Annotated in this window: 33 protein-coding genes; 8 read left to right on the forward strand and 25 right to left on the reverse strand. The window is 70.3% G+C overall.

Annotation, left to right across the window (positions count from 1 at the left end):
- Window positions 1–19 precede the first annotated feature (19 nt).
- The 3 genes from QMG73_RS00740 to QMG73_RS00750 form a co-directional block, all read right to left on the reverse strand.
- Window positions 20–259, reverse strand: coding sequence for a hypothetical protein (locus tag QMG73_RS00740; RefSeq protein WP_265246994.1), 240 nt, complete (start codon window positions 257–259; stop codon window positions 20–22).
- Between the two features lie 94 nt (window positions 260–353).
- On the reverse strand, window positions 354–971 hold the full coding sequence (locus tag QMG73_RS00745; protein WP_281891716.1) for a hypothetical protein: 618 nt from the start codon (window positions 969–971) through the stop codon (window positions 354–356).
- Window positions 972–1063: 92 nt separating this feature from the next.
- Window positions 1064–2398 (reverse strand): ABC transporter substrate-binding protein, encoded by a 1335-nt coding sequence (locus QMG73_RS00750; protein ID WP_281891717.1) that lies wholly within the window; start codon window positions 2396–2398, stop codon window positions 1064–1066.
- Between the two features lie 184 nt (window positions 2399–2582).
- On the opposite strand from QMG73_RS00750, the gene QMG73_RS00755 reads away from it, so the two are divergent.
- The 4 genes from QMG73_RS00755 (at window position 2583) to QMG73_RS00770 (ending at window position 5742) form a co-directional block, all read left to right on the forward strand.
- Window positions 2583–2933: a PaaI family thioesterase gene (locus QMG73_RS00755; RefSeq protein ID WP_281892184.1), complete on the forward strand. Its 351-nt coding sequence runs from the start codon at window positions 2583–2585 to the stop codon at window positions 2931–2933.
- Window positions 2934–2992: 59 nt separating this feature from the next.
- On the forward strand, window positions 2993–3382 hold the full coding sequence (locus QMG73_RS00760) for a hypothetical protein (RefSeq protein ID WP_281891718.1): 390 nt from the start codon (window positions 2993–2995) through the stop codon (window positions 3380–3382).
- 62 nt (window positions 3383–3444) lie between these two features.
- Entirely contained in the window at window positions 3445–4134 is a 690-nt protein-coding gene (locus QMG73_RS00765; protein WP_281891719.1) for a DUF2786 domain-containing protein, read from the forward strand.
- Window positions 4135–4494: 360 nt separating this feature from the next.
- Window positions 4495–5742, forward strand: a complete 1248-nt coding sequence (locus tag QMG73_RS00770; RefSeq protein WP_281891720.1) for a helix-turn-helix domain-containing protein — start codon at window positions 4495–4497, stop codon at window positions 5740–5742.
- On the opposite strand, the gene cutA is transcribed toward QMG73_RS00770, so the two are convergent.
- Window positions 5675–6010 carry a divalent-cation tolerance protein CutA gene (cutA, locus tag QMG73_RS00775; protein ID WP_281891721.1) on the reverse strand — a complete coding sequence of 112 codons (336 nt, stop codon included), beginning with the start codon at window positions 6008–6010 and terminating at the stop codon, window positions 5675–5677. The genes QMG73_RS00770 and cutA overlap by 68 nt on opposite strands.
- 186 nt (window positions 6011–6196) lie before the next feature.
- On the opposite strand from cutA, the gene QMG73_RS00780 reads away from it, so the two are divergent.
- The 4 genes from QMG73_RS00780 to QMG73_RS00795 all read left to right on the forward strand — a co-directional run bounded on the left by QMG73_RS00780 (window position 6197) and on the right by QMG73_RS00795 (window position 7538).
- On the forward strand, window positions 6197–6427 hold the full coding sequence (locus QMG73_RS00780; protein ID WP_281891722.1) for a hypothetical protein: 231 nt from the start codon (window positions 6197–6199) through the stop codon (window positions 6425–6427).
- Window positions 6424–6690, forward strand: a complete 267-nt coding sequence (locus QMG73_RS00785; protein ID WP_281891723.1) for a hypothetical protein — start codon at window positions 6424–6426, stop codon at window positions 6688–6690. Before QMG73_RS00780 ends, QMG73_RS00785 begins: the two co-directional genes overlap by 4 nt.
- Entirely contained in the window at window positions 6674–6853 is a 180-nt protein-coding gene (locus tag QMG73_RS00790) for a hypothetical protein (RefSeq protein ID WP_281891724.1), read from the forward strand. Before QMG73_RS00785 ends, QMG73_RS00790 begins: the two co-directional genes overlap by 17 nt.
- Before the next feature lie 178 nt (window positions 6854–7031).
- A complete protein-coding gene (locus QMG73_RS00795) occupies window positions 7032–7538 on the forward strand; it encodes a hypothetical protein (RefSeq protein WP_281891725.1) in 507 nt (168 codons plus the stop codon).
- A gap of 78 nt (window positions 7539–7616) precedes the next feature.
- Here the strand turns inward: QMG73_RS00795 and QMG73_RS00800 are convergent, their stop codons facing one another.
- From QMG73_RS00800 to QMG73_RS00895, 21 genes are all read right to left on the reverse strand, one after another.
- On the reverse strand, window positions 7617–8006 hold the full coding sequence (locus tag QMG73_RS00800; RefSeq protein WP_281891726.1) for a hypothetical protein: 390 nt from the start codon (window positions 8004–8006) through the stop codon (window positions 7617–7619).
- 234 nt (window positions 8007–8240) lie between these two features.
- Entirely contained in the window at window positions 8241–8654 is a 414-nt protein-coding gene (locus tag QMG73_RS00805; protein WP_281891727.1) for a hypothetical protein, read from the reverse strand.
- A 3-nt stretch (window positions 8655–8657) separates the two neighbouring features.
- Window positions 8658–9500 carry a hypothetical protein gene (locus QMG73_RS00810; RefSeq protein ID WP_281891728.1) on the reverse strand — a complete coding sequence of 281 codons (843 nt, stop codon included), beginning with the start codon at window positions 9498–9500 and terminating at the stop codon, window positions 8658–8660.
- A gap of 15 nt (window positions 9501–9515) precedes the next feature.
- On the reverse strand, window positions 9516–10028 hold the full coding sequence (locus tag QMG73_RS00815) for a hypothetical protein (RefSeq protein ID WP_281891730.1): 513 nt from the start codon (window positions 10026–10028) through the stop codon (window positions 9516–9518).
- Window positions 10029–10038: 10 nt separating this feature from the next.
- On the reverse strand, window positions 10039–12159 hold the full coding sequence (locus QMG73_RS00820) for a hypothetical protein (RefSeq protein WP_281891731.1): 2121 nt from the start codon (window positions 12157–12159) through the stop codon (window positions 10039–10041).
- Window positions 12152–14137: a phage tail tape measure protein gene (locus tag QMG73_RS00825; RefSeq protein WP_281891732.1), complete on the reverse strand. Its 1986-nt coding sequence runs from the start codon at window positions 14135–14137 to the stop codon at window positions 12152–12154. The genes QMG73_RS00820 and QMG73_RS00825 overlap by 8 nt, the downstream gene beginning before the upstream one ends.
- A complete protein-coding gene (locus tag QMG73_RS46580) occupies window positions 14028–14555 on the reverse strand; it encodes a phage tail assembly protein T (protein WP_456107246.1) in 528 nt (175 codons plus the stop codon). Before QMG73_RS46580 ends, QMG73_RS00825 begins: the two co-directional genes overlap by 110 nt.
- On the reverse strand, window positions 14462–14857 hold the full coding sequence (locus tag QMG73_RS00830; RefSeq protein WP_281891733.1) for a hypothetical protein: 396 nt from the start codon (window positions 14855–14857) through the stop codon (window positions 14462–14464). The genes QMG73_RS46580 and QMG73_RS00830 overlap by 94 nt, the downstream gene beginning before the upstream one ends.
- A 2-nt stretch (window positions 14858–14859) precedes the next feature.
- Window positions 14860–15297: a phage tail tube protein gene (locus QMG73_RS00835; RefSeq protein WP_281891734.1), complete on the reverse strand. Its 438-nt coding sequence runs from the start codon at window positions 15295–15297 to the stop codon at window positions 14860–14862.
- A gap of 3 nt (window positions 15298–15300) precedes the next feature.
- Window positions 15301–15729, reverse strand: coding sequence for a DUF3168 domain-containing protein (locus tag QMG73_RS00840; protein ID WP_281891735.1), 429 nt, complete (start codon window positions 15727–15729; stop codon window positions 15301–15303).
- Complete coding sequence (locus tag QMG73_RS00845) at window positions 15726–16115, reverse strand: hypothetical protein (protein WP_281891736.1); 390 nt, start codon at window positions 16113–16115, stop codon at window positions 15726–15728. The genes QMG73_RS00840 and QMG73_RS00845 overlap by 4 nt, the downstream gene beginning before the upstream one ends.
- Entirely contained in the window at window positions 16115–16276 is a 162-nt protein-coding gene (locus tag QMG73_RS00850) for a hypothetical protein (protein WP_281891737.1), read from the reverse strand. Before QMG73_RS00850 ends, QMG73_RS00845 begins: the two co-directional genes overlap by 1 nt.
- A complete protein-coding gene (locus QMG73_RS00855) occupies window positions 16266–16940 on the reverse strand; it encodes an Lsr2 family DNA-binding protein (protein ID WP_281891738.1) in 675 nt (224 codons plus the stop codon). Before QMG73_RS00855 ends, QMG73_RS00850 begins: the two co-directional genes overlap by 11 nt.
- Window positions 16930–17568 carry an FkbM family methyltransferase gene (locus QMG73_RS00860; protein ID WP_281891739.1) on the reverse strand — a complete coding sequence of 213 codons (639 nt, stop codon included), beginning with the start codon at window positions 17566–17568 and terminating at the stop codon, window positions 16930–16932. The genes QMG73_RS00855 and QMG73_RS00860 overlap by 11 nt, the downstream gene beginning before the upstream one ends.
- Window positions 17565–18266 carry a hypothetical protein gene (locus tag QMG73_RS00865; RefSeq protein WP_281891740.1) on the reverse strand — a complete coding sequence of 234 codons (702 nt, stop codon included), beginning with the start codon at window positions 18264–18266 and terminating at the stop codon, window positions 17565–17567. Before QMG73_RS00865 ends, QMG73_RS00860 begins: the two co-directional genes overlap by 4 nt.
- The gene (locus QMG73_RS00870; RefSeq protein WP_281891741.1) at window positions 18263–18919 is read right to left on the reverse strand and encodes an NTP transferase domain-containing protein; all 657 of its coding nucleotides are present in this window, start codon (window positions 18917–18919) and stop codon (window positions 18263–18265) included. The genes QMG73_RS00865 and QMG73_RS00870 overlap by 4 nt, the downstream gene beginning before the upstream one ends.
- Entirely contained in the window at window positions 18916–19086 is a 171-nt protein-coding gene (locus tag QMG73_RS00875) for a hypothetical protein (RefSeq protein ID WP_281891743.1), read from the reverse strand. The genes QMG73_RS00870 and QMG73_RS00875 overlap by 4 nt, the downstream gene beginning before the upstream one ends.
- Window positions 19083–20027, reverse strand: a complete 945-nt coding sequence (locus tag QMG73_RS00880; protein ID WP_281891745.1) for a glycosyltransferase family protein — start codon at window positions 20025–20027, stop codon at window positions 19083–19085. The genes QMG73_RS00875 and QMG73_RS00880 overlap by 4 nt, the downstream gene beginning before the upstream one ends.
- A complete protein-coding gene (locus QMG73_RS00885) occupies window positions 20014–20364 on the reverse strand; it encodes a phage head closure protein (RefSeq protein ID WP_281891746.1) in 351 nt (116 codons plus the stop codon). The genes QMG73_RS00880 and QMG73_RS00885 overlap by 14 nt, the downstream gene beginning before the upstream one ends.
- Window positions 20361–20801 carry a hypothetical protein gene (locus QMG73_RS00890; RefSeq protein WP_281891747.1) on the reverse strand — a complete coding sequence of 147 codons (441 nt, stop codon included), beginning with the start codon at window positions 20799–20801 and terminating at the stop codon, window positions 20361–20363. Before QMG73_RS00890 ends, QMG73_RS00885 begins: the two co-directional genes overlap by 4 nt.
- Window positions 20801–21682: a P22 phage major capsid protein family protein gene (locus QMG73_RS00895; RefSeq protein ID WP_281891748.1), complete on the reverse strand. Its 882-nt coding sequence runs from the start codon at window positions 21680–21682 to the stop codon at window positions 20801–20803. Before QMG73_RS00895 ends, QMG73_RS00890 begins: the two co-directional genes overlap by 1 nt.
- Window positions 21683–21688: the final 6 nt, after the last annotated feature.

Below are 21688 nucleotides of genomic sequence, written 5' to 3' on the forward strand. Positions count from 1 at the left end.
GGCGCCCTGATCATGCGACTCACGCCGCCGGCGGGTGCCCGCCGTCGCCGTCGACAACGGTCTCCGGCGTGCCGTCCTGGTCGATGTCGACCATGGTCACGTCGACCTTGCCGTCGTTGTCAGTATCGAACTGGAACAGGTCGGCCTTGCCGTCGCCGTCGGTGTCCGCGGCCCACAGCTCGGGCTTGCCGTCCTTGTTGGTGTCTGCGGTCAGCAGGTCGACGCGCTCGTCGCCGCGGGTCTCCACAGGCTCGCTCATCCCGTCGTCCTTTCTTGTGGTGGAAGTCCTAGGGCACCTTACGGCTCGCACGCAAAAGGCGCCCGCCGTGTCGGCGGGCGCCTTTTCGCGTCTCTCAGCTCGCGGCGTACGGGTTGACTACCGGGTCGGGGTCGCCGTCGCCGTCCGTATCCTGGATCGTCACATCCGGTACGCCATCGGCGTTCACGTCGATCTTCACGACGTCGGGATCGCCGTTGTAGTCGGTGTCTTCGACCCAGGTGTCCGGACGGCCGTTGTAGTCGCTGTCGACAACGAGGTGGTCGATGTTGCCGTCGTCGTTGCGGTCGCTGGCGACGTAGTCGATCCGCCCGTCCTGGTTGGTGTCGGCGAGCACCTGGTCGACGTTTCCGTCGTCGTCGTAGTCACGCAGGATCGTGTCGAGCCGCCCGTCGTGGTTGCTGTCGACGTAGCTGACCTCGGGAGTGCCGTCGCTGTCGCGGTCGTGCTGCACCAGGTCGGCGTAGTGGTCACCGTCGTGGTCGGTCACCACGTCGGTCGAGCCGTCTATGTTGTGCTGCACGATCGAGTGCGGCTCGTGGCCGGGGTCCGACTCCGGGCCGTAGCCGTCGTGGCCGTACGCGTCGGGCGTGTAGGTGTCGCTGGTGTGCTCGTATGACTCGTCACTGGAGCCGAAACCGTCGTGCTCGGTGGTCGGGTCCTCGGTGAGTGTGGGGTCGTCGAGTTCGCTCATCGTGGGCTCCGTCTCGGGATCGCTGTGGTGATGAGAAGACCGTACGGCTCCCGAACCACCCAGTGATCCCCGAAACGTGCCACTGACACGACCTAGTGCTGGAGTTGGACTCCGGCCTTGGAGAGCGCCTTGATGACGTCGGCCGACTCGCCGAAACCGATCACCAGAACGGCGTCGGCACCGAACTCCTTGATCTCCTCGGCGCCCTTGGTGAAGTCGAGGCTGCTCTCGGCGTCCGCGGGCGGCTCGTACGTGATGAGCTTCAGGTGGTCGGCGGTCACGCCGGCCTTTTCCAGCTCGGCACGCACGTTTCCCTGCAGGCCCTCGCCATACGAGTCCTTACGCGCCACGATCACGATCTCCTGAGGCCCGTCGCGCATGATCACGTCGGCCAGCGCGCGGCCCTGGAGGAGGTCGGAAGGCGCGGTACGGAAGTACAGGCCCTTGTCGTCGACGGTGCTGAGCCCCGCGTCGGTGTTGCACGGCGAGAAGAGGATCAGCCCGGCGGCCACCACGTCGGGCAGGACGGCCCGGGAGATGCCCGACGCGCCCGCTCCGATGATCACGTGGACTCCGGCCCTGATGTGCGAGGCCACCGTCTGCTTGGCCTTGTCAGGGTTGGTGCCGTCGTCGCCCGGGATCCACTCGACCGGATCGCCGAGCACGCCACCAGCGGCGTTGACCTCGCGGATCGCGAGCGCGGCACCCGCCTCCAGCGGCGGGTTGGCCAGCGCCAGGTCACCCGTCTGCGGCAGCAGGCCACCGATCTTCAACGGAGCGCCGGCCTCTTCACCGGTCGCACCCTTGCGCGGGTTCGGTGCGCGCTTGGTGCTGGTCGTCGACTCGTCACCCGCGCCGACGAACTCGGTCTTGTTGTCGTCGAGCTTGTCGGACGAGTCGAAGTGCAGCGTGGCGTACGAGGCCGTGGACGGTTCACCCACATCGGTGAATCCTCCGCGCTTGAGCGAGACCCCCCGGTACTCGATGTCGCGCCCGGCGCGGGCCAGGTCGAGGCAGCTGTCGACGGTGTCGCACCGCTCGCCGCCCGTGGTGACGCCGTTGATGTACTTCGCGATTTCGGCCGGCGCGGTGCTCCCGGCGAGCTGTGCCGCCAGCGAGCTGATCACCACCGCGTCGTACGACTCGCCCGAGTACACGAAGTCGCCCAGGTCAGGGTCGACCGACCGGAGCCGCTGCTTGAAGTCGTCGCTCAGCGGCGTGAGGGGTGTGGTGCCCTTCATGCCAGCGAGCAGACCACTCTGGTCCTTGAACTCGTCGCCAAACGAGTTGATCATGTTGCCGTCGGAGCCATAGAGCCGGACGGGACCGTCGGTGGAACTGTCCGTCTCACTCTTCGACGCGCAGCCGACGGTGGTCAGCAGGAGCGCGGCGCAGGCGACCAGGGCGGCGTTGCGCGGGCGGTGCATCTAGGTAGTCCTCCCTCCCCGGGGGTCGGCGGGGGTCCGCTGGGCACACTAGCGTGCCATCGGTACGCAGTGTGATTGCGGTCGTAGGCCATCTTCATACCAACCGGTAACGTGGCGCCACGTGGACGCTGTCACAGACGTCTCGCCCCAGACGTATCCCGCCGCGGGGGCGCTCGCCGAGCGCATGGGCATCACCATCGTCGAAGTATCGGCCGAACGCGTCGTCGGCACCATGCCTGTCGATGGCAACACCCAACCCATGGGACTGTTACACGGTGGCGCGTCCGCCGTGCTGGCCGAAACGCTCGGCTCGTACGGTGCGGCCGTCCACGGGTACTCGGTCGGGCGGCCCATGGCGGTGGGCGTCGAGTTGAACGTCACACACCACCGCAGCGCCCGCACCGGCATCGTCACAGGTGTGGCCGTACCCGTGCACCGGGGCGGCACGCTCGCCACGTATGAGATTGCTATCACCGACGAATCCGGCCGCCGGGTCTGCTCCGGCCGTCTGACCTGCATGTTGAAGTCTGTCTGAATTTCGTTGTGCGGGCCGTTCCGCTGCGGTGCTTGACCGGGCGGCATACCCTTCCGCTCGTGACGGATGTACCGCCCGAGGCGCTCGACGACGCCGCTCAGGTGTTGCGCAGCGCGCTCGCTGGCGACAGCGACGGGGTGGTCGGCACGTTCGACGCCGTTGTCGACCGCTCCGGAGTCGCGGGCGCGTACGACGTCGCGTGGTGCATCGCCGCCACGATGGTGGGCGACAACGTCCCCCGCGGCCGGTGGACGCTCGACTTCCCCGGCATCGACGAAGCCGGCTACGACACCCGCTGGGTGGCCCGCTTCGTGAGCGCGTACGCCAACTCCGACGCCTCCACGGGCGAGGCCCTCTTCGGCGCCGCGATCGCCGACGGCCAGCTCCCCGAGTGCCTGCTCACCCTGGCCGGATCCGCGGTGGCCACCCTCCGCCGCCGCGCCGCCTGACCCCTCCGCCGCGATCAGGGCGGGGTCCCGGCGGGGCTCGGCGCTCTCGTAAGGTCGGCGGCATGTCGGACGCGATTCTCGTCAAGGTCCGCAAGCTGCTCACCAAGGCCGAGGACCCCGCCTGCACCCCCGCCGAAGCCGAGGCGTTCACCGCCAAGGCCACGGAGCTGATCGCCAAATACGGCGTCGACCGGGCATTGCTCGCCGCTCAAGACCCCAGCACAGACCGGGTCGGCGACCGCGTCATCGACGTCGAGCCGCCCTACGCGCTCGACAAGGCCGGCCTGCTCGCCTCCGTCGCCGCCGCCCTGCGCTGCGGCTCGGTGCGCCGGCGCGAGCGCAACGGCCTCGCGGTGCACCTCTTCGGGTTCAGCAGCGACCTGGAGCGTGTCGAGCTCCTCTTCACCTCGCTGCTCGTCCAAGCGGCCCACGGGCTCGCGGCCACCCCGGTGCCAGCCTGGGAGCACGCGGCGGCCTTCCGGCGGTCCTGGCTGGCCGGCTTCGCCGGCGCGATCGCTCGCCGGCTCCGCGAGGCAGAGGCCGCCGCCGCGGCGACACCGACGACATCGGGGCCGTCGGTCGCCCTGGTCCTCGCCGACCGCACCAGCGACGTCAGCCGCCGCATGTCAGAGGCCTACCCAAACGCCCGCACAGCGAGCCGTCGCCGCCTAGCCGGCACCGGCATGCGTCAGGGCTACGCCGCCGGCACAGCGGCCACCCTGACCGACTCCCGAGCCGTAGGCCACACGTAGGGCCTGCACATAGAAGAACGCCCACCGGCGTTTCCGCTGGTAGGCGCTCGATAGCCCGGCGAAAGGCTATGTGGCCAGGGGCGGGGTCGAACCGCCGACCTTCCGATTTTCAGATCGCTGGAAGTGTGTGCCGGCGCATGCCAGCCGCAGCTCAGGGACTATGCCGCACACCCAGGCACACCCCGGCGCACGCCGCTACTGCGGCCATCCGGTGCGGCCACGTTTGCGATCACCAAGCCGCCAACCCGTCCCCCGCCGGCATGTGCCCGTACGCGCCGTCGGGTGCCAGGCGAGCGCGAGCGGTTACCTTATATATGTGTCCTCGGACACAACCCGGATAGGCGACCCAGGGGAGCCACCATGCCGGCCCGGTCCATCGTGGACCCGCGCTTTCCGTCGGAGTTGCGACGCCGACGCATCGAGCGCGGGTACTCCCTGCGCGAACTCGCCCGATCGCTCCACCAAGGGAAGACGTACCTGCACGAACTGGAGACCGGCACCAAGGTGCCCACCGTAGAGGTGGCAAGACGCCTCGACGTCGGTCTCGATGCTGGCGGCGAGCTGGCCGCCCTCGTGTCCGCGGACACCGGAGTACGTCGCCGCGACGTCATCGCCGCTACCGGTCTCGCCGTCACCCTGCCCCGCACAGCCGCGGGGTACGGCCGGCAGGTCGGCGCCGACGTACCCGCCCAACTCGTCGAGCGCACCGCCCGGTTGCGGCGCCTCGACGACTACCTCGGCGGCGCCGACACCTACAGGCTGTTCTCAGCCGAGGTCGCCGCGACGGCAGCCCTGATCCGCGATGGCGCATACACCGAGAACACCGGCCAGAAGTTGCTCGCAGTGCTCTCCGAGCAGGCTCAGCTGGCCGGATGGTCGGCTTTCGACGCCGGCGCGCACACCGAGTCAGACCGGCTCTACCGGATGAGCCTGGACGCCGCACGCGACGCCGACGACCAGGCCCTCGTCGCGAACGCGTTCGCGTTCCTCGCCTACCAGGAGCTCGCCCACGGCCGCCCCGGCGTCGACCTCGCCACCTCGGCCGTCGAGACCGCGGGCGACACAGCGACACCCGGCGTCCGCGCGCTCCTGCACTGCCGGCGAGCATGGGCACACGCGGTCGCCGGCGACGCAGGTAGCACCGAAACGCAACTGGCCCTGGGCGCCACCGCGCTGACCGAGCACGATGATCGGCCAGACCCAGACTGGGTCTACTGGGTCGACAGGTCCGAGATTGAGATCATGACGGGCCGGTGCTGGACCGTGCTGCACCGGCCAATGCGGGCGATCAAGACCCTTGAGCAGGTCCTCGACACGTACGACGACACGCACGCCCGCGACAAGAGCCTCTACATGAGCTGGCTGGCCGACGCGATCCTGGACGGTAACGAGATCGAGCAGGCATGCAACGTCGCATCCAGGGCGATCGACCTTGCCGCCGGCGTCGGCTCGACCCGGCCCTACCGACGTATCGGCGAGGTCGTCGACCGGACCGAACCGCACAAGGCCCTGGAGTGCGTCTCCGATCTGCACGCCAAGTTCAGGACGTGGACTGAGCGGCGGCAGTTGACTGCCGCAGCCACTCCAGACACGCCGCCGAACCCTTGACGATCGGCGTGGCAGTGACCTGCGGCTTGTCCCAGGGATGCTCGTTGATCAGGAGTTGCTCCAACTCCGGGTACCGGTCCCCGGTGGTGTAGAGCAGCACACGGTACTCCTCGCCCTGGCCCTGCTCGCCCAAGTGCCAATAGACCGAGATGACCGGCCCGACGATCTGGGCGTTTCCAGCGAGCCGTGCGCTAACGGCGGATGCCGCCAGTGCGACCGCCTGCTCTCGGGTCTCGGTGGCGGTTGCTACCTCGAAGTATTCGGTCACATCGGCGAGCGTAGGCCACCGATCGGGTGACAGCGCGCTGTCCGCGGACAGCGCGGACAGGATGCGGACACCGACGCCCTGGCAATCACGGACAGCGATCGTGAAGCTACCTGCGTCGGGTCGGCGACCTGGGATGCCCTCCGGTCGTCGACCCGGCCCCCACCGGGCAGCGGAAGGCGGGTAGCGATGGACTGGTCACGACTGGCACCGTGGGGACGCCGGCGGCGGGCCCGTCAGGCGGTGCGACGATCGATCGAGGCGGCTCAGGCCGCGCAGGCTGCGGAGCAGCAAGCGGCCCGGATGCGAGTCATAGCCCAGGCCCACGTCGATCCGCCGCACGGGCGCAACGAGCCAGCGGTCCTGATGACGCCGGGCCAGCAGCACCGGGGCAACGGCGGGACCAGGTGGCCGCGGTGACAGCTACTCGCGACGTCGGGCTCGTGCGGGTCGACCGGCTGAAGGTCGGGACCTGGATTGTCGTCTTCGGCCAGGCCGCAGAGGTGTTGTCCGTGCGCGACAGCAAGGCGTTTCCCGACGTCAAGGAGCTGTGCCTACGCCCGGTCCGCGACAGCAGCGTCACTGCTACCGCCTTGTTCCCGCCGGACTGGGAGTTGCTGCCCATCCCCTGGGCCCTGTCCGGTACCGGTCCTGCCGTGAGCCATCGTGCCCAGCGGCGGTGACCGGTGGGCGGTGCTCGACGACGACAGCCTGCACTGCGGCCGCCCGATGCGCCCCAGTCCCGGCGTGCCGGCCGTCGACCACCCGGACGACGCGGCCGCCGCCGATCATCCCATCGATGGCACCCAAACGCCTGAATCATCGTCAGCCCGGCAGTCGCGTTGAACCTCCCGAGCGCGCGACTCACCCGACGGCCGACGCGAGGGGGTGCCGCGCCTGCTCACGGCAAGAGCGGCGCGGCGCCCCTCAACCTCGAGCTTTCGTTGACTGAGTCAACGGTGCTCGAGTACCCCCGGGCGGTTGTGTCCGGTATCCGTCGAACAACTGCACGGAGGTTCCCCTCATGAGCACCCTGTCACCGATGACTCACCCGCCACAGCCGTCACAGGCGGCCGCCCGCCGCCGGCGCACGAACACCGTCACCATCGTCGTCGGGCTCGCCGTCCTCGGCGTGGTCCTCGGCCTGGCCGCGATCGGCGCGGCGATGAGCAGCTCGTCGGACAAGGACGCCCAGGGCACCACCGCGGCGGCCGCCAGCGAGTCGCCCGCCGCCGCGGCCGCCGTCGACGCGGGTATCCCGCCGGCGCCGGACGCCGCCACCACCACGGCGTACATCACGGCGCTGAAGAAGATCGACCCGGCGATCGTGGGCGACAAGGACCCCAAGACGATCGTCAACCGCGGCCGCGACCAGTGCGGCTCGATCAAGGAACACCCGGACGACGAGCAGCGCCTGGTCGACCTGACGAACAAGCGGTTCACCGCGCCCGGCCACCCGAACGGCTTCGGCGAGGTCAAGGCCAAGAAGATCCTCGCCGCGGTGCGTACCCACATCTGCCCGACCTACTAGCGCCGGCGCCGGACACACGACGAGAGCGCCCCCGGGCCAAGGACCGCAGTCCTCGCCCGGGGGCGCTTCGCGTGGTGCCTAGTACCGCGGTACAGCTCGCGGGGCGGCCGGCGCGGACCCGCGCGCGGCGGCACTCACCGCCGGCGTCGCGCCGACCACGATGACGCCGAGCACGGCCAGGCCCAGGTTCACCGCTTCTGCGGCGGTGATGCCGCCGTGGATGATCGTCACCAGGAAGTTCAGCCCAGCCAGGAGCATGGCCAGCGCGGTCTTGATACCGGGGTGCTGGGGCAGGTTGGGCACAAGCCAGACGCCAGCGGCGGTGGTGACGCCGATGGCCACCTGGACACCCTCATCGGCGCTGATGTGGTTGTCGGTCAGCGCCGATGCCAGCGCGGTGAGTCCGGCGACAATGAGCGCGGCCACGCTCTTGCCGAACCGGCGGTAGATGTCGCGGAGTTTCCGCATGGTCGACCTCCTCAGATCGGGTCGGAAAACTAGAAGCGCCTGCCCGGGGGTCCAGGTCAGGCGCGGGGCGGCCAGTACGCCGCGGTGGTGACGGCGAGCAGGGCCGTTACTGGCATCCGAAGCGCTTGTGGATCTCGCAAAGGTGGATGCAGTGGAATGGCCGGTCGATGGGGGCGACGCGCAGCCTGATCAGGTTTAGCGGGGTCGCGTCGATGAGTGGGCGGCGGCCCGGGTTCACGCCGGCGGCGTCGGCGCGCCGCCGCCGGCCGCGGCGGCGGCCTGGCCGTGGGCGACCAGTGCCTTGAGGTCGGCGACCTCGGCCATGGCTGCCGCCAGGGCGGCCTCTTTCGCGGCGAGCTGCGTGCGCAGGGCGGCCAGCTCTGCGCGCGCGTGATCTCGCTCGCCGCGCAGCTCCTCGACCAGGGCGTCGCGCTCTTCCAGCCGCCGGCGCAGGTCGGCGACCTCGCCGCGGAGCCGGTCGACATCTTGCAGCGCGTCCGCGAGCTCCTCGTCGAGCCGCTTCAGCAGCCGCTCGGCGATCGCGGTTTCCAGGTCGGCGAGCTGGGCGCGCCGCTGCCGACGGCCGACGACGAGGCCGGCCGCGGTGCCGAGCAGGCCCGCGGCGGCGGCGATGGCGGCCGGGTCCATCGGTCAGCCGCTCGCCGGCAGGGCGGGCGCCACGGCGAGCTGGGCGGCCAGCCCGCGCAGCGCCGCGGTGATCGAGGCGGTCAGCTCGGCCTCGTCGATGCCGGCGAGCTGGGCCCGCACTGCGGCGACGATCGCGGGTACGGCGTTGGTGGCCAGGTCGTCGGCCAGCTCACCGCGCAGCACGTCCATCGCGGCCAGCTGCGCGGCCGCGCGGTCGGCGGCCGCGGCCTCGATCGCGGCGAACTCCGTGCGCAGCCGGGCGGCGGTCTGCTCGTCGACGCCGGCGACCACGTCGGCCAGCGCGGCCAGCTTCTGCTCCATCGTGACCTGCCGCTGGTTGATGACGACGGCCTCGCCGCGGGTCGGGCCGCCAGCCACGGCCAGGCGGCCGGCGCCGATCGCCTCGACGCGCCAGATCAGAGCGCGCTGGTCGTCGTCGGACAGTGCGGGCATGATTGCCTCCTCCACGAGCCCCCAGGGGCGCCGGTCCTGCTCCGCCGCGGCGCTTTGGCGGATGCTGAAGTGCACGTGCTGGTTGTGCGGGTTGTCACCGCTGTACGAGCGGCGCCGCCAGCCGTCATCGGCGTCGGCGATCTGCTCCTGGAAGATCCAGTAGTGCGCCGATGGGTGCCGCTGGAAGGCCCGGATGACCTCCCACACGTCGACGCCGTCCTTGTCCATGTCCCAGGCATCGACCGACTCCCGCAAGTTCGGGTTGTGGTCCGACCGGCTGGCCTGATGCGCCGCGTCGCCGATCGTGCCGTCGGAGTCCTTGTCCCGCTTGGGCCACCGCCGGTTCACCTCCGACCGGCCCACCGCGAGCGCAGGTGCGAGATACCAAGCCACGATTGACCTCCCGGTTCAGACCTGCGCGATCCACAGCGATGAGCCCTTGCGCATCACGGTGTTGACGCCGACGGTGTTGGTGTTCTGCGCCCACTGGAGCTGCAGGGTGCCGCCGGACCCGCCGACGAACAGGGTGAACTCGGCGATCGCGCACAGGATGCCGGTGCCCGCACCGACGCCGATTGTGGCCGAGTTGGTGACCGCGGTCAGAGTCTCGCCGCCGTAGTCCACTGTGGTGCCGGCACCGGATGACACCGACGTGGGGATGCGCAACTGGCCCCACGCGAAATCGGAGCTGGGGAATGTCAACCTGAACTTCATGTCCGCGGCGGTGCCGGCACTGATGCTGTAGAGCATCCGGAGCTGGCCCTGGCCGGTGAAGTTTGCTGGCACCGGGATGAACAAGTGATCATCGTTTTGGAGGGTGTCGTTGCCGACGCTCTCGTCGATGGTCTTGACCTTGCGGTAGCCGATGGCGGCGTTCAGGGCGCCGGCGGTGAGTTCTTGGCCGGCGAGAAACGTGGTCATCGGGTGCCTCCTACAGGGCCAACACGATGGGGTTGGCGATGTTGACCGCCGCGCCTGCCAGGTGGGCCTTCGCGGTAGCGGACCGGGTGACGGTGAACGTCTGCGGCGAGGCCGCGCCGGAGATCGCGGTGACGGTCATGACGTCGCCGCCGATCCGGATGACGAACGGCATCTCGCCCGCGTCGGTAGTCCACAGAGGACCGCGGGTCGTGGCCACCGACAGCGAGGTGTCGTTGTCGTCGATGCCGGTGGTCAGCTCAGAGCCCTCGGTGTTGAGCCGGCCCAGCACCGGGTCGTCGAGCTGGGCGACGCTGTACGGGCTGGCGGGCACGCAGTTGAAGGTGATGGTGCGCGTGTGCGTGTGGATCGTCTCGGTGTAGCCGAGCACCAGCAGCCGGACTAGATCGGCTTCGAGGTTGGCGATGGTGAGCACGTCGCCGATGTTGATAGCGTCCACGTCCGCGGTGAGGTCGGGCGCGGCGCCCAGGTCGACGGTGACGGCCGCGTAGCGGATGTCCGGGGTGACGCCCAGGTGCAGCCGCCAGCCGGCGATGTCGGGCAGCGCGGCGTCGAACGCGGTGTTCACGTCGTACTGGGTGACGTACCGGCCGACGCCGTCCGGGTCGGTGGCCGGATCGTTGACGTTGAGCACGCCGGTTTCCTGTACGGCGCGGGCGCTGGAGCCGTTGACACGCTTGACGGTGACGTCGTTGCGCACGTGCGCATCGTCGATGTCTGGGTCGAGCGGCGGCGCGATCTGCCCGGCGGCGAAGTCGAGTTCCAACACCGGGGTCTGGTTGTAGAGCGCGGTGCGGGTGACGTAGGTGAGCCCGAGGCCGCCCCGGGTCTCGTACAGGATGCCGCCGTCGGCGCGTTCGCATTCGGCGAGCTGCTCGGTGAAGGTCGCGATGGGCTGCGGGCCCATCGGCATGGTGTCGCCGGCGGTGCCCTGGAGGTCGAACGTCACGTCCTGCTCTTCGCAGAGCCGTTCCGCGCGGGCGGCCGCGGTCTCCCCTACCCAGCCGGTGAACGCCCGCTCCAGGCCGTCGACGGTGGCCGAGCTGGAGCCGACGACGAACGCGGCCAGCGCGGTGTCGACCAGCCCCGCATCCGGGCCGACGTACACCTCGTCGGGGATGCCGACCGTCTGCGCGGTGAACGTGCCGGTGGCCGCCACACCGGTCTGTGTGCCGTCCGGGTTGAGGCGGTGCGCGGCGAGCTGCCAATCGACGTCGACGCCGTCTTCGGTGACCTCGAAGCCGAGCATCCACGTGCTGCCGTCCAGGCCGGCCGCGATCGGCAGGATGGCGCCGGAGTCCTCGACCACAGCGAACGTGGAGTCCAGGCCCTGCAACTGGAAGGTGCCGTCGAACGGGTTGTCGTACAGCAGCCGCCATACCCGGACGCTGCCGGTGCCCGGGGCCGTGTAGAGGTCGACCAGGCGTTGGGCGGAGCCGAGGCCGGCGGCGGGGAAGGAGATGAACATCCGCCACTTGATGGTGCCGGTGTCCGGCGAGGTCGGGCATCGGCCGTGGAACACCGCGGTGGGCGCCGCGCCCATGTCGATGCACGGGGCGGTGCCGGGGAACGCGTCGGACGAGCCGAGCTGAGGGCTGCCGCCGACGATCCGCATCGGTCCGTGCGTGGTGAGGCCGGCGGCCAGCTCGGTGGCGCCGGCGCCGTCTTCGCCCGGCCACCAGGCGACCACGCCGACACCGGTCTGCCGGTCCACCTCCGCGTAGGCGGGGGAGAGCAGCGGGCTGGTGCCCTGGCCGAGTCGGCGCGTCACACCAGAGGCGGTGACTTCGGTCCAGGCGTCGCCCTTGAGCGCCCGGCGTGGCTTCCACGAGGAGACCTCGCCGACGAACCGGCCGCTGCCGCCCCCGGCGACGCTGACCCAGATCGGTGTGTTCCGGCCGATCTTCCCGAACAGGTCGCTGGAGGGGTTGCGGGGGTTGTACCGGTCGTCGCGGTTGTCGAACGTCAGCGACAGCGTCGACGGCACGAGTTCGGCCTGCTCGTCGCCGCGGCCGCGGGTGATCTCGATCGGGTCGCGGGTATACACGCGGTCGGCGTGGTCGTGCCACCCTCCGTCGTAGAACAGCTCGACGACGACGTCCTGCTCAGCCACGTGCAGCCACCACCTTGTTGTCGCGCACGGTCAGCTGCAGCGCGTTGGTGCGGATCAGCTCCAGGACCAGCTCGGCCACCTTCCGCTGAACGGTGGTGCCGCCGCTTCCGGCCTCGACGGTCGCCGTCATCTCGCCGCCGCCGAGTTGCGATGCGCCGCGCGGTAGCGGCACCACCGCTTCGTCGTGGCGGCCCTCGCCGATCACGGCGAGTGTGCCGCCTGGGGTGGCCGGCACGATGCCGCCGTCCTTGAGGAACGGGATGTTCGGCGTGTTCAGGGTGACCGATGGGATGCTCAGGCCGAGCACCGAGCCGCCACCAAGAGTGAGCGAGAAGTTGTTCCACATCCTGATCAGCGTGTTGATCGCAGACTTGAACGCGCCCACGATGCCGTTCCACATGCCCTTGGCAGCGCTGGCGATCTTGCCGGGCAGGCCCTTCACGAACCCGACAAAGCTGGTGATCTTCCCGATGATCCAGTTCCAGGTATCGGCGGCGATCTGACCGACCTTGCCCCAGAAGCCAGAGAACACCGTCCACCACAGCTTCAAGATCCCGACGACCGTGTTGAACACGAACTTCCAGCCGCCGACGATCCAGTTGAACACGAACATGGCGGCCGCCTTGATCGCGCCCCACACCGCTTCCCAGATCGTCTGGAACCACGTGGTTTTCGTGGCGATGAGCACGATGATCGCGATCAACGCGACGATCGCCAGCACGATCAAACCGATTGGGTTCGCCGCGGCCACGACGTTGTACGCCATCTGCACCGCAGTCCAGATCTTGGTGAGCACGATGATCGTGCCGATCACCACGGCGAGGATGCCCAACCCGATGGCCAGTGGTTTGACCCAGGTGGCGTTTTCCTTCAGGAATGTGCCCGTGTCCCGCAGGTGCGGCACCGCGTCGGCTAGGACGTTGACCAGGGCGGCCTCGGCCTGCCGCTTGAACGCGGTCAGCTCGGTCTTGGAGTTGTCGTTCAGGGTCTTGCCCAGCTCGTCGGTTGCGCCGGCGACCTTGCCCAGCCCGCCCTGCGTGGCGTCGAGCTGCTTGAGGAACTTGGGGATCTCCGAGACGTTCAAGTCCTCCAACGGCGTGCCGAACAGGGCGAGCGCGGCCTGCGACTGCTTGACCGGGTCCTTGATGGCCAGCAGCCCGTCGATGATCTGCTGGAACGCCTTGGCGCCGACCTCGCCGCCGGACAGCAGCTTGCGGGACATGGCCTCTTGCGACAGCCCGAGCGCGTCATAGCCGGCCTTGCTCGTCGCGGACATGTCCGTGGTCAAGATCGTGAACTCTTTGAGCGCGTCGCCGGTCTTGTCCAGACCGAACATGCCCTTCTCAGCGCTCTTGACCAGCAGCCCGAACGCCTTCTCGCCGGTCACACCGATCGAGGCCATGAACGGGCCGTACTCGTCGAGCGCGTCGACCAGGTCCTCGCGGACCGCGGCCGGTACCCGCTGCATCGACACGGTCAACAGGTCCATGGCCTGTGTGGCGTCCTTGGCCAGCCCCGATGAGACGACCTGCCCGACGACCTGGGTCGCCCGGGTCACGTCGAGCTCGAACGCGGCGGCGAAGTCGAGTGCTTTGGCGGTCATCGACTCCAGCGCGGCCTCGCTGGCGCCGCGCATTCCGTCGATCGAGGTGACGACGGCGCCGACCGCGTCGTTGACTTGGCCTATCGACTCGCCCCACGCGCCGGCGTACAGGTCGCCGGCCACCTTGCCGAACCGGCCGGCCTCGTCGGCGCTGGCGCCGAGTTGCGCGGACAGCTTGTCGCTGGCGGCCTCCACGTCGAGCGCCTGAACCGCCGAGGTGGCCACCGCCAGACCGATCGCCGCACCGGCGAGCGCCGCGGTGGCCTTAACCCGGCTCCACGTCTTCTCGAACTTCGACTCGGTTTGCTTGGTGCCCTTGTCGACGCCGGTGTTGTCGACGCCGATCTTGACCAGCAGGTCCGCCAGTGTGCTCATCTGCGTCACCTCCTCGCGTGCGTGTGCGGCCACCCATGGCCTTGTTCAGTTGCTGAACCAGACGCAGGTGGTCCTGTTCGGTCTGGTCGACGGCCGTCCATCGGGCAGGGTCGTCCCACTTGGGCAGGAAGTCGGCCGGCTTGAACGGGCGGCCCTTCTTGCCACGCATCGCGTTGGCCACCGTGCTGGCCACGATCGCGGAGTGCATGTCGGCCCGCTCCGGACCGATCGGCCCGGCGATGCGCTCGTACGCCACCCACGCGGTCAGCTCGCGGGAGTCGATGCGGTGCAGCAGCTCGCGGACGGTGCAGCCCAGGGCGAGGGCTAGGCGGTAGTGGAGTCTTCGCCCTGGGTCTCGTCGAAATCCTCGGTGAGCTTGTCCACGTCGTCCTCGGACAGCCCGGACAGCCGCCGGCAGGCGTCGAAGAGCCGATCTAGCGGCTTGGCGTTCTTCTTGCCCAGCGCGGCCACGTCCTGCTCGCTGAACATGCGCCGGCCGGCCTCGTCGACCGCGCACAGCACGATCAGCTTGGCGCGGGCGTTGCGCATGTTCATCTGCCGGCTGTTGCCGCGCTGCTGGATCAGGCCCTGCTCGTAGCCGTCCCGTTCGGCGCCGGAGATGGAGCGCAGCCGGACGGTGCCGCCCCACTCCGGGCAGTCGACCTCTTCGAAGGTGCGGTCCTCGGCGCCGAGGATCTGATCACGCGAAAGCAGTCCCATGGTCAGCTCCCCGTGGGTGTCAGGGTCGGCTTGCCGGTGATCTTCACCGTCATCGACCGGGACATCTTGTCGTCGTACGGGAACTCGTCGCCCAGCTCGGTCAGGATGCCGGCGAAGTCCCAGGTGTGCTCGTCCTCGGTGTCCGGCAGGATCACGATCTGGTAGTTGCGCGGGTCGTCGTCGTCGAAGTCGTCGTCCAGGTCGTGGGTGGACTCGGCCGGGTCGTAGTTGATGTCGAGCGATACCTCGCCGCCGTCCTTCAGACCGCCGATGAACTCCATGTAGGCGTCCGGCGAACCGTGGGTGGTGACGTCGATGGTCTCGCGGGTCCGGTTGGGACCACCGATGTTCGTGACGTTCGCGATCGTGGTGAACGTCTCGGTCGGCGTCGCGCCGTTGCCGCGTCGGAACTGGGTGCCGAACGCGTTGCGTCCGCTCATGGCCTACTCCTCTTCCTGCTCGGTGGTGATGCGGAACCGCAGCACGTGGTGACGGATCTGCGGGTCTGGGTCAGGCAGCGCCTGGTCGTACTCCTGGCGGATGGACACCACCCGATGCCCGGCCACGTCCAGCTCGCGCTCCTGGTGGTCGAGCAACTCGCCGATCCGCGCGGCGATCTGCTGGCCCTGGCTGTTGCGGCGCGTGCGGGTCCAGACGTGGATGGTCTCGGTGATCTCCCGGCCGTAGCTGGTCAGGTCGTTGTCCGGTGTGGACAGGTGGTCACCGATGCGCACCCACGGGTACGCCTTGTCTTCCGGGACCTGGTCGTACACGCCCTCGACCAGCGCCATGAGCGTGTCGTCGCCGGTGAGCCGGTCGTAGATGGCCTTCTGCACCGGCTGCGCCGGCGACCGGGAGATCGGCGCGGTCACCGCAGCACTTCCTTCAGCTCAGCGCCGACGTGCCGCTTGACCGTGTCTGGGAACCGCTGCCGGGCCCGCTCGGCGGCCGGCAACGCGAACGGCTGGGCCTCGGTGTCGCTGGTGCCGTGCTCGACGAACGTGGAGTGCCGGGCGGTCGCCGCTGCGGTGCCCGACAGCCCGTCCTGACTGATCTCGGCCTGGACGCCCTCGGCGAGCGTGACGGGCTTGGTGGGCGGGTTGCCGCGGGCCGCGTTGCGGCGCATGTCGTCGGCGGTCTCGTCGGTCTCCTCCGTGACCGCCTCGCGGACGCCGTCGGCGATCGTCTTATCGAGCTGCCTGAGCCGCTTGGACAGCAGGCCCATGCCGTCGACGGTCACCGTCTGCTTGCGCGGCATCAGCGACGCCCCTGCCTCAGCTCACGACGCAGTGCGGACAGGTCTCCGGAGATCGCGAGCAGCGCCCACATCACCGACTCGCCGACCTCGCGCTGCTGCGCGGCCTGCTCAGCGCGCCGGCGACATTCCGCCGGCGACAGCTCAGGCAGTTCAGTCGCCACCGTGCGCCGCCCGGTACTGCTCGATCACCGTGGCGGGGATCTTCCCGCGCGGCGACACCTCGATCTCCTGCGTGGCGGCCCAGGCTCGCACAGCGGCCCGGAACTCCGCACTGTCGGTCAGGTACTCGTCGGCCAGCCGCCGCGCGTCGACCAGAGCGGCCTCGCTGGCCAGGTCGGCGGCTGTGTCCTCCGGCTGGTTGACCACGGTCACGCCGCCGTCCAGGGTGCGCGCCTCGATCGGCCCGGGGTCGGCGGTGTGCAGGTCCATGCCGTACGCCGCCGGCGGCTGCGCGGCGTCGTCCTCGGTCGCGGTGCGCTCGTCGATGACGGCCAGTGCGGCGAGGACGACCGCCATCGGCACGGACGCTTCGTCGCCGGCGGCGACCTGGACGTCGTGGCCGCGGTCGGCCAGGCCCTCGGCCAGTGCCCGCAGCGCCTCGTAGACCGGCACGCCGGCGGCCGCGACCGCCGCGTCGTACGCGTCGCCGGCCGGGCCCGTCAACCCGGCCGGGTAGTCGACCTTCAGCCGCTCCCAGAGCCGCGGGTGCTCGGTGACGATGGGGTGTGTGGAGTGGGCGGTGGTGCGGCCCTTGCGGACCATCCGCCGCTGCCCCTCCAGGTACACGATGCCGGGCTTGGCGGCGATCATGATCTCAGGCTGCATGGCTGGACTCCCTTGCGAAGATGACGTCTCGGATCTCGCCGGCGCGCCGGCTGGCGCGGCCGCGGGCCCACCGGTGGACCCGGTCGTAATCGCGCACCCACCGGTCGACCTCGACGAACCCGGCCGCCGCCATGAACGCCACGACGTGCTCGTACAGGTCCGCCATGGTCGGGTCGACCACGGTGCAGGTCTCGACCACCGCAAGATCAAGTAACTCGAGGTCGGCGCCGCGCAGCACGTCGAGCTCCAATCCCTGGGCGTCGACGACCGCGACGTTCGCGCCGGGTGCGACGTCGGCCAGGCGGCGCACGTCGACCGGGATGCTGCCGGTGATGCGGTCCCGGTGGTCCGGGGCGGCGAGCGTGGACATGTTGCTGCGCCGCATCAGGTGCAGCGTTTCCCGGCCGGCCCGTTCGGCGCACGCCACCTGGACGACCTCGGCGTCCGGCCAGTCGGCGGCCAGCTTCGCCGCGAGGGCCGGGATGGGCTCGATCAGGGTGATCCGGCGGAACCCGGCGGCCTGGTAGTAGGGCATCTCCTGGCCCTCGTGGGCACCCACGTGGACCAGATGCCGCGGATCCACACCCAGACGTGCGACCAGGTCCGGGAAGGCGTGGAAGACGTTCACGAGCGGCTCCTGTGGCGTCGGATGGTGGCGACGTCGCGCTGCATGTGCCGGTCCCGCCACCGCAGGTACGCGACGCGGTCGGCGCGGTATCGGGCGGCGGCGTTGACCCGCTGATAGCCGGCGTCCTTGACCGCCTTGTGCGCGGCGTAGTGCAGGTGCTCGATCACGGTGTCCGGCAGGTAGCGGATGCAGCGGGCGGCCCGGCCGAGGTCGAGCACCGACCGGTCGGAGTACAGGTGCTCGACCGGTGCGGGCACCATCCGGCCCAGCAGCCGCACAATGTCGGCGGTCATCGCCCACGCGGTGGGCAGGTCCGGGCCGCGGTGCAGGTCGTTGCCGTACACGATCCCGGTGCCCAGGTGCCGCAGCCCGTCGACGAGCTGGGCGGCCCAGCCGGCGGAGCGCGGCAGGTGGTCGTCGCCGAAGCAGCCCAGGAACGGGTACTGGTCGACCAGCGGCGCCAGCGCCGCCTCCAACGTGGGCACCATCGGCGTCTGCGACCGGTTCACATGCCGGCGCAGACCTGCGCCGGCGGCGATGTCGGCGTACTGGTCGGCGGCCGGGTCGTCGGCGTCCCACGCGATCAGCAGCTCGGCGACACCCTGCGCGCCGGTCGCGGTCCAGGCGGCCAGCATCCGGCGGATGTTCTGCGGCCGCCCACGCGTCGGCACCACGATCAGCAGCTCGGGCAGGCTCATCGCCGCACCTCTCGACGCACCGCGGGGTGCCGGTCGTAGTCGGCCGGGCAATCGAAGTCGTCGGTCGCGTCGTCGACGTCGACGAACGGCGGCCGCCGCACCTGGTGCCGGTGCAGTGGGGTGCCCTGGATCGAGCGCAGCAGCATCCACCCAGGCGGCCGGGTCACCGTGCCCGCGGCCCGGGCGGCGTGCACGAGGGCCAGGTGCCGGTCGAGCAGCTCGTGATGCTGCCGCCACCAGGAGACGGCGAAGATCTCCCCATATCGGGTGCCGGTGACCCGTGATGGGCCGTACCGGCCGAACACCCGGTACTCGGCCGCGGCGGTGCGCATGACCGTGTCGATCGCGTCGTCGGTGAAGTAGACGTCACCGAGCAGCAGCACCGTGCGGCGCCACAGCGACCACCACGTACGGGAGCCGGCGTACTCGCTCGGCGCCGGTCCAGGGTGGACGGTGCGGGCGCCGTCGACCACATAGCGGGGGTCGTCGGCCGGCGCGGTGATGAGCACCTCGTCGGTGTAGCCCTGGGCCTGGCGGACGGTGCGGTGCAGCAGCGGCTCGCCGCCCACCGGCGCGAGGTGCTTGGGCACGCCCAGGTGGTCGCCCCACTTGTCATCCGGTGTCCGGCCGGCGCACGCGATGATCACTCTCATGACGTCCACCGCGCTGCCCAGCGCAGCGTGAACGCGGCGCCGGCGGCCAGCGCGGGCCCGCGCAGCCACCACGGCACGCCGGCGAGCTGCGCGGCGCTCAAGGCGACCGAGAACACCGCGCCGGCGGCGAACCCGAACACGGCCGCCTGCCCGCTTGCGCCGGTCACGGCAGGACCGTCCGGGCGATCTCGGCGAGGCGGTGCCGCCACAGGTGCCGCTCGGACACGAGCGTGATCGCGGCGTCGGTCATCCGGCGGCGGGCGGCCGCGTCCATGCCGGCCAACTGGGCGCCGATCTGGGCGTACCGGCCGCGGTCGTACAGGATCATCACGTCGTCGGTGAAGCCCTGCTCTTCCAGCCCCGGTGTGCGCGGGTAGGCGAACAGCCCGCCGCGGCCCAGGGTGCGCGGCACCCGGTCGGACCAGTAGTGCGGCGCCGGCGCGCTGTCGCCGAGCACGACGTCGACGGACGCGTACAGGTTGTTCAGCTTCCGGTGGTAGAGCCGGGTCCGGGAGGTGCTACCGATGTGGAGGAAGTCGCGCCCCCACTTGCGGCGCCCCCAGGCCAGGAGCTGGGCGCGGTGGTCGCCGTGGATCGAGCGCACATAGCCGCCGACGAACACCGCCCGGGCCCGCACCGTCGGGTCCGGGGTGCCGTAGCCGAGGAAGCGGGTACCGAACGGCGGCGGGCACCAGTGGTGGTTCACCCCACGGGCGGTGAACTTGGCCTGGTTGCCGCCGTCGGCGGTGAACACGTGCTGGGCGGTCCACCACGGCTCGTTGCCGACCCGCCGCTCGCGGGCCGGGATGCCCCAGTACAGGTCCAGGTGCAGCCCGACGGTGACGGTGCCGGCCGCCTCGATGCGGCGCAGCATCGAGTAGCCGTCACCGACCAGGTTGTGTGAGTGGGTGCGCAGCCACAGCAGCATGTCGGCGCCTTTGGCGGCCCGCTCGATGTCCTCGGCGGGCACGTCCCGCACGCGCAGGAAGTCGACCTTCCAGCCCAGCTCGTGGGCGCCGTCGACGACGTCGTCGTGCCACCGCTCGAACGCCTCGCCGCCGATGCCCGGCGCGCCGAGCAGAACCAGGCGAAGTTCACGACTCGTCATTGGGCGGCTCCGATTCGATCCGTTCGCAGTCCGCCCGCAGATACACCGGTTCGGACGGCGTGATGGTGGCCTTGATGCGGAAGGTGTCGCCGTCGCCGCGCAGCTCGTCGCCGCGGCGCACGTCCGCGCTCGGGTGCAGGTACACCGCGGCGGTGTGCTCGGCGCCGGCCTGCATCGCGACGACCCGCTCGGCCGCGGTGGGCTGCGAGACCCGGCCGCGGACCTGGCCGACCTCGACGTACTCGACGTCCTGGCCGCCGGCGCCGTCGTCGACGAGCTCCGGGCGCCACACCTCGAACGCCCGCGGTAGTTCGTGGGCGCCGATCGGGGCGGTCACGAGCCGAGCAGGCTTTCGGTCGCATCACCCGAGTAGGGCGATTCCAGGGTGACCGCCCGGAAGGAGGAGCCGCCGGCGGCCTTGCGTACGGCGCGTTCCTCGGCGTCGGTCAGGTACACGTCCTCGCCGCCTTCCCGGCCGGACCGGTCGAACGACTTGGACGAGTCCGCGATAGAGCGCTGGGTCAACGCTTCCGGGTTGGTGAACGCCCGGGCGGCCGCCGCGAGGCAGATCTTCTCCACCCGCGACGGCACCCCGTCCAGCGCGCCGCCGCCGTCGACCCAGGTCTTGCCGGCCTCGTCGCGGATCAGCTCGCTGACCTCGACCAGCAGCGCCTGCGCGCGGTCCGTCTCGGCCTCGGTGGGGAACCCAGCATCCCCGTAGCCGAGACGGACCGCGAGCTGCGCCGCCGTCGCCAGTGGAGGCAGGTCAGCCATTAGCTGGACGCCGTCTCCATCACGAACACCCGCGGGAACTCGGTGCCCGAGTCGTTGTCCGGCACCGCCGCCGCACCCGCGAACGTCGACACAACGGTCGCGTCGGACAGCTTGTCGGGCACGTACTGGAAGATCTGCCGCATCCCGACGCCGCCACTCTCGGCGGTCGCCGAGGACGTGACACCGCGCGGGGTGACCGGCACCCGGTTGGAGAACGCGAACCCGGACCGGTGGTACGCCAGCGCCCGGCCCGCGCTCAGCCCGTTGGACTCGACCACGGTGAAGCCGCGGTAGCGGCCGATCACCGCGTCGCGCAGCGCCGAGCTGTTCCCGGACCGGTCCACATCGGACAGGTTCTCCAGCGCCAGCACGAACGTGGCCACCTCCGGCGACACCGCCAGGAAGCGGTTGTCCGGCGGGCAGTCGTTGCGGGTCAGCTGCTCCCGGGCTTCCAGGATCAGCTCTTCGATGTTCGACCCGTCCACGTCGATCGTGCCGTCCGCGGTCAGGTTGTTCATCGCGGTGCCGAGCAGGTTCTCCGCCCGGGTCGCGACCGCCGCCACCTGCGGCCGGGTGATCTGCCGGCCGAAGTCCTCCAGCTGCATCGACAGCTCCTGGTCGGAGACCAGCTTGGCGTGGTACAGGTGCGACATGGTCACGTCGACGGGCACCTCGTCGACGTCGTCGTACGTGATCGTCGCCCCGGGCGTGGCCTGGGTGCGGGCGGTGCTGGGCTGCGGCACCCGCACCGTGAGGGTGTCGCCGTTGCTGCCGGCGAACTCGGCGCCCGGAATCCGGGAGACGGTCATCGGCAACACCAGGGTGCGCGTGAGCAGCTCCACGGCCAGCGAGGAGATGCCCTGCGCGGTCAGCACAGTCACTGCGAT

It is taken from the genome of Phytohabitans aurantiacus (assembly GCF_027923225.1).
Taxonomy (GTDB): Bacteria; Actinomycetota; Actinomycetes; order Mycobacteriales; family Micromonosporaceae; genus Phytohabitans; species Phytohabitans aurantiacus.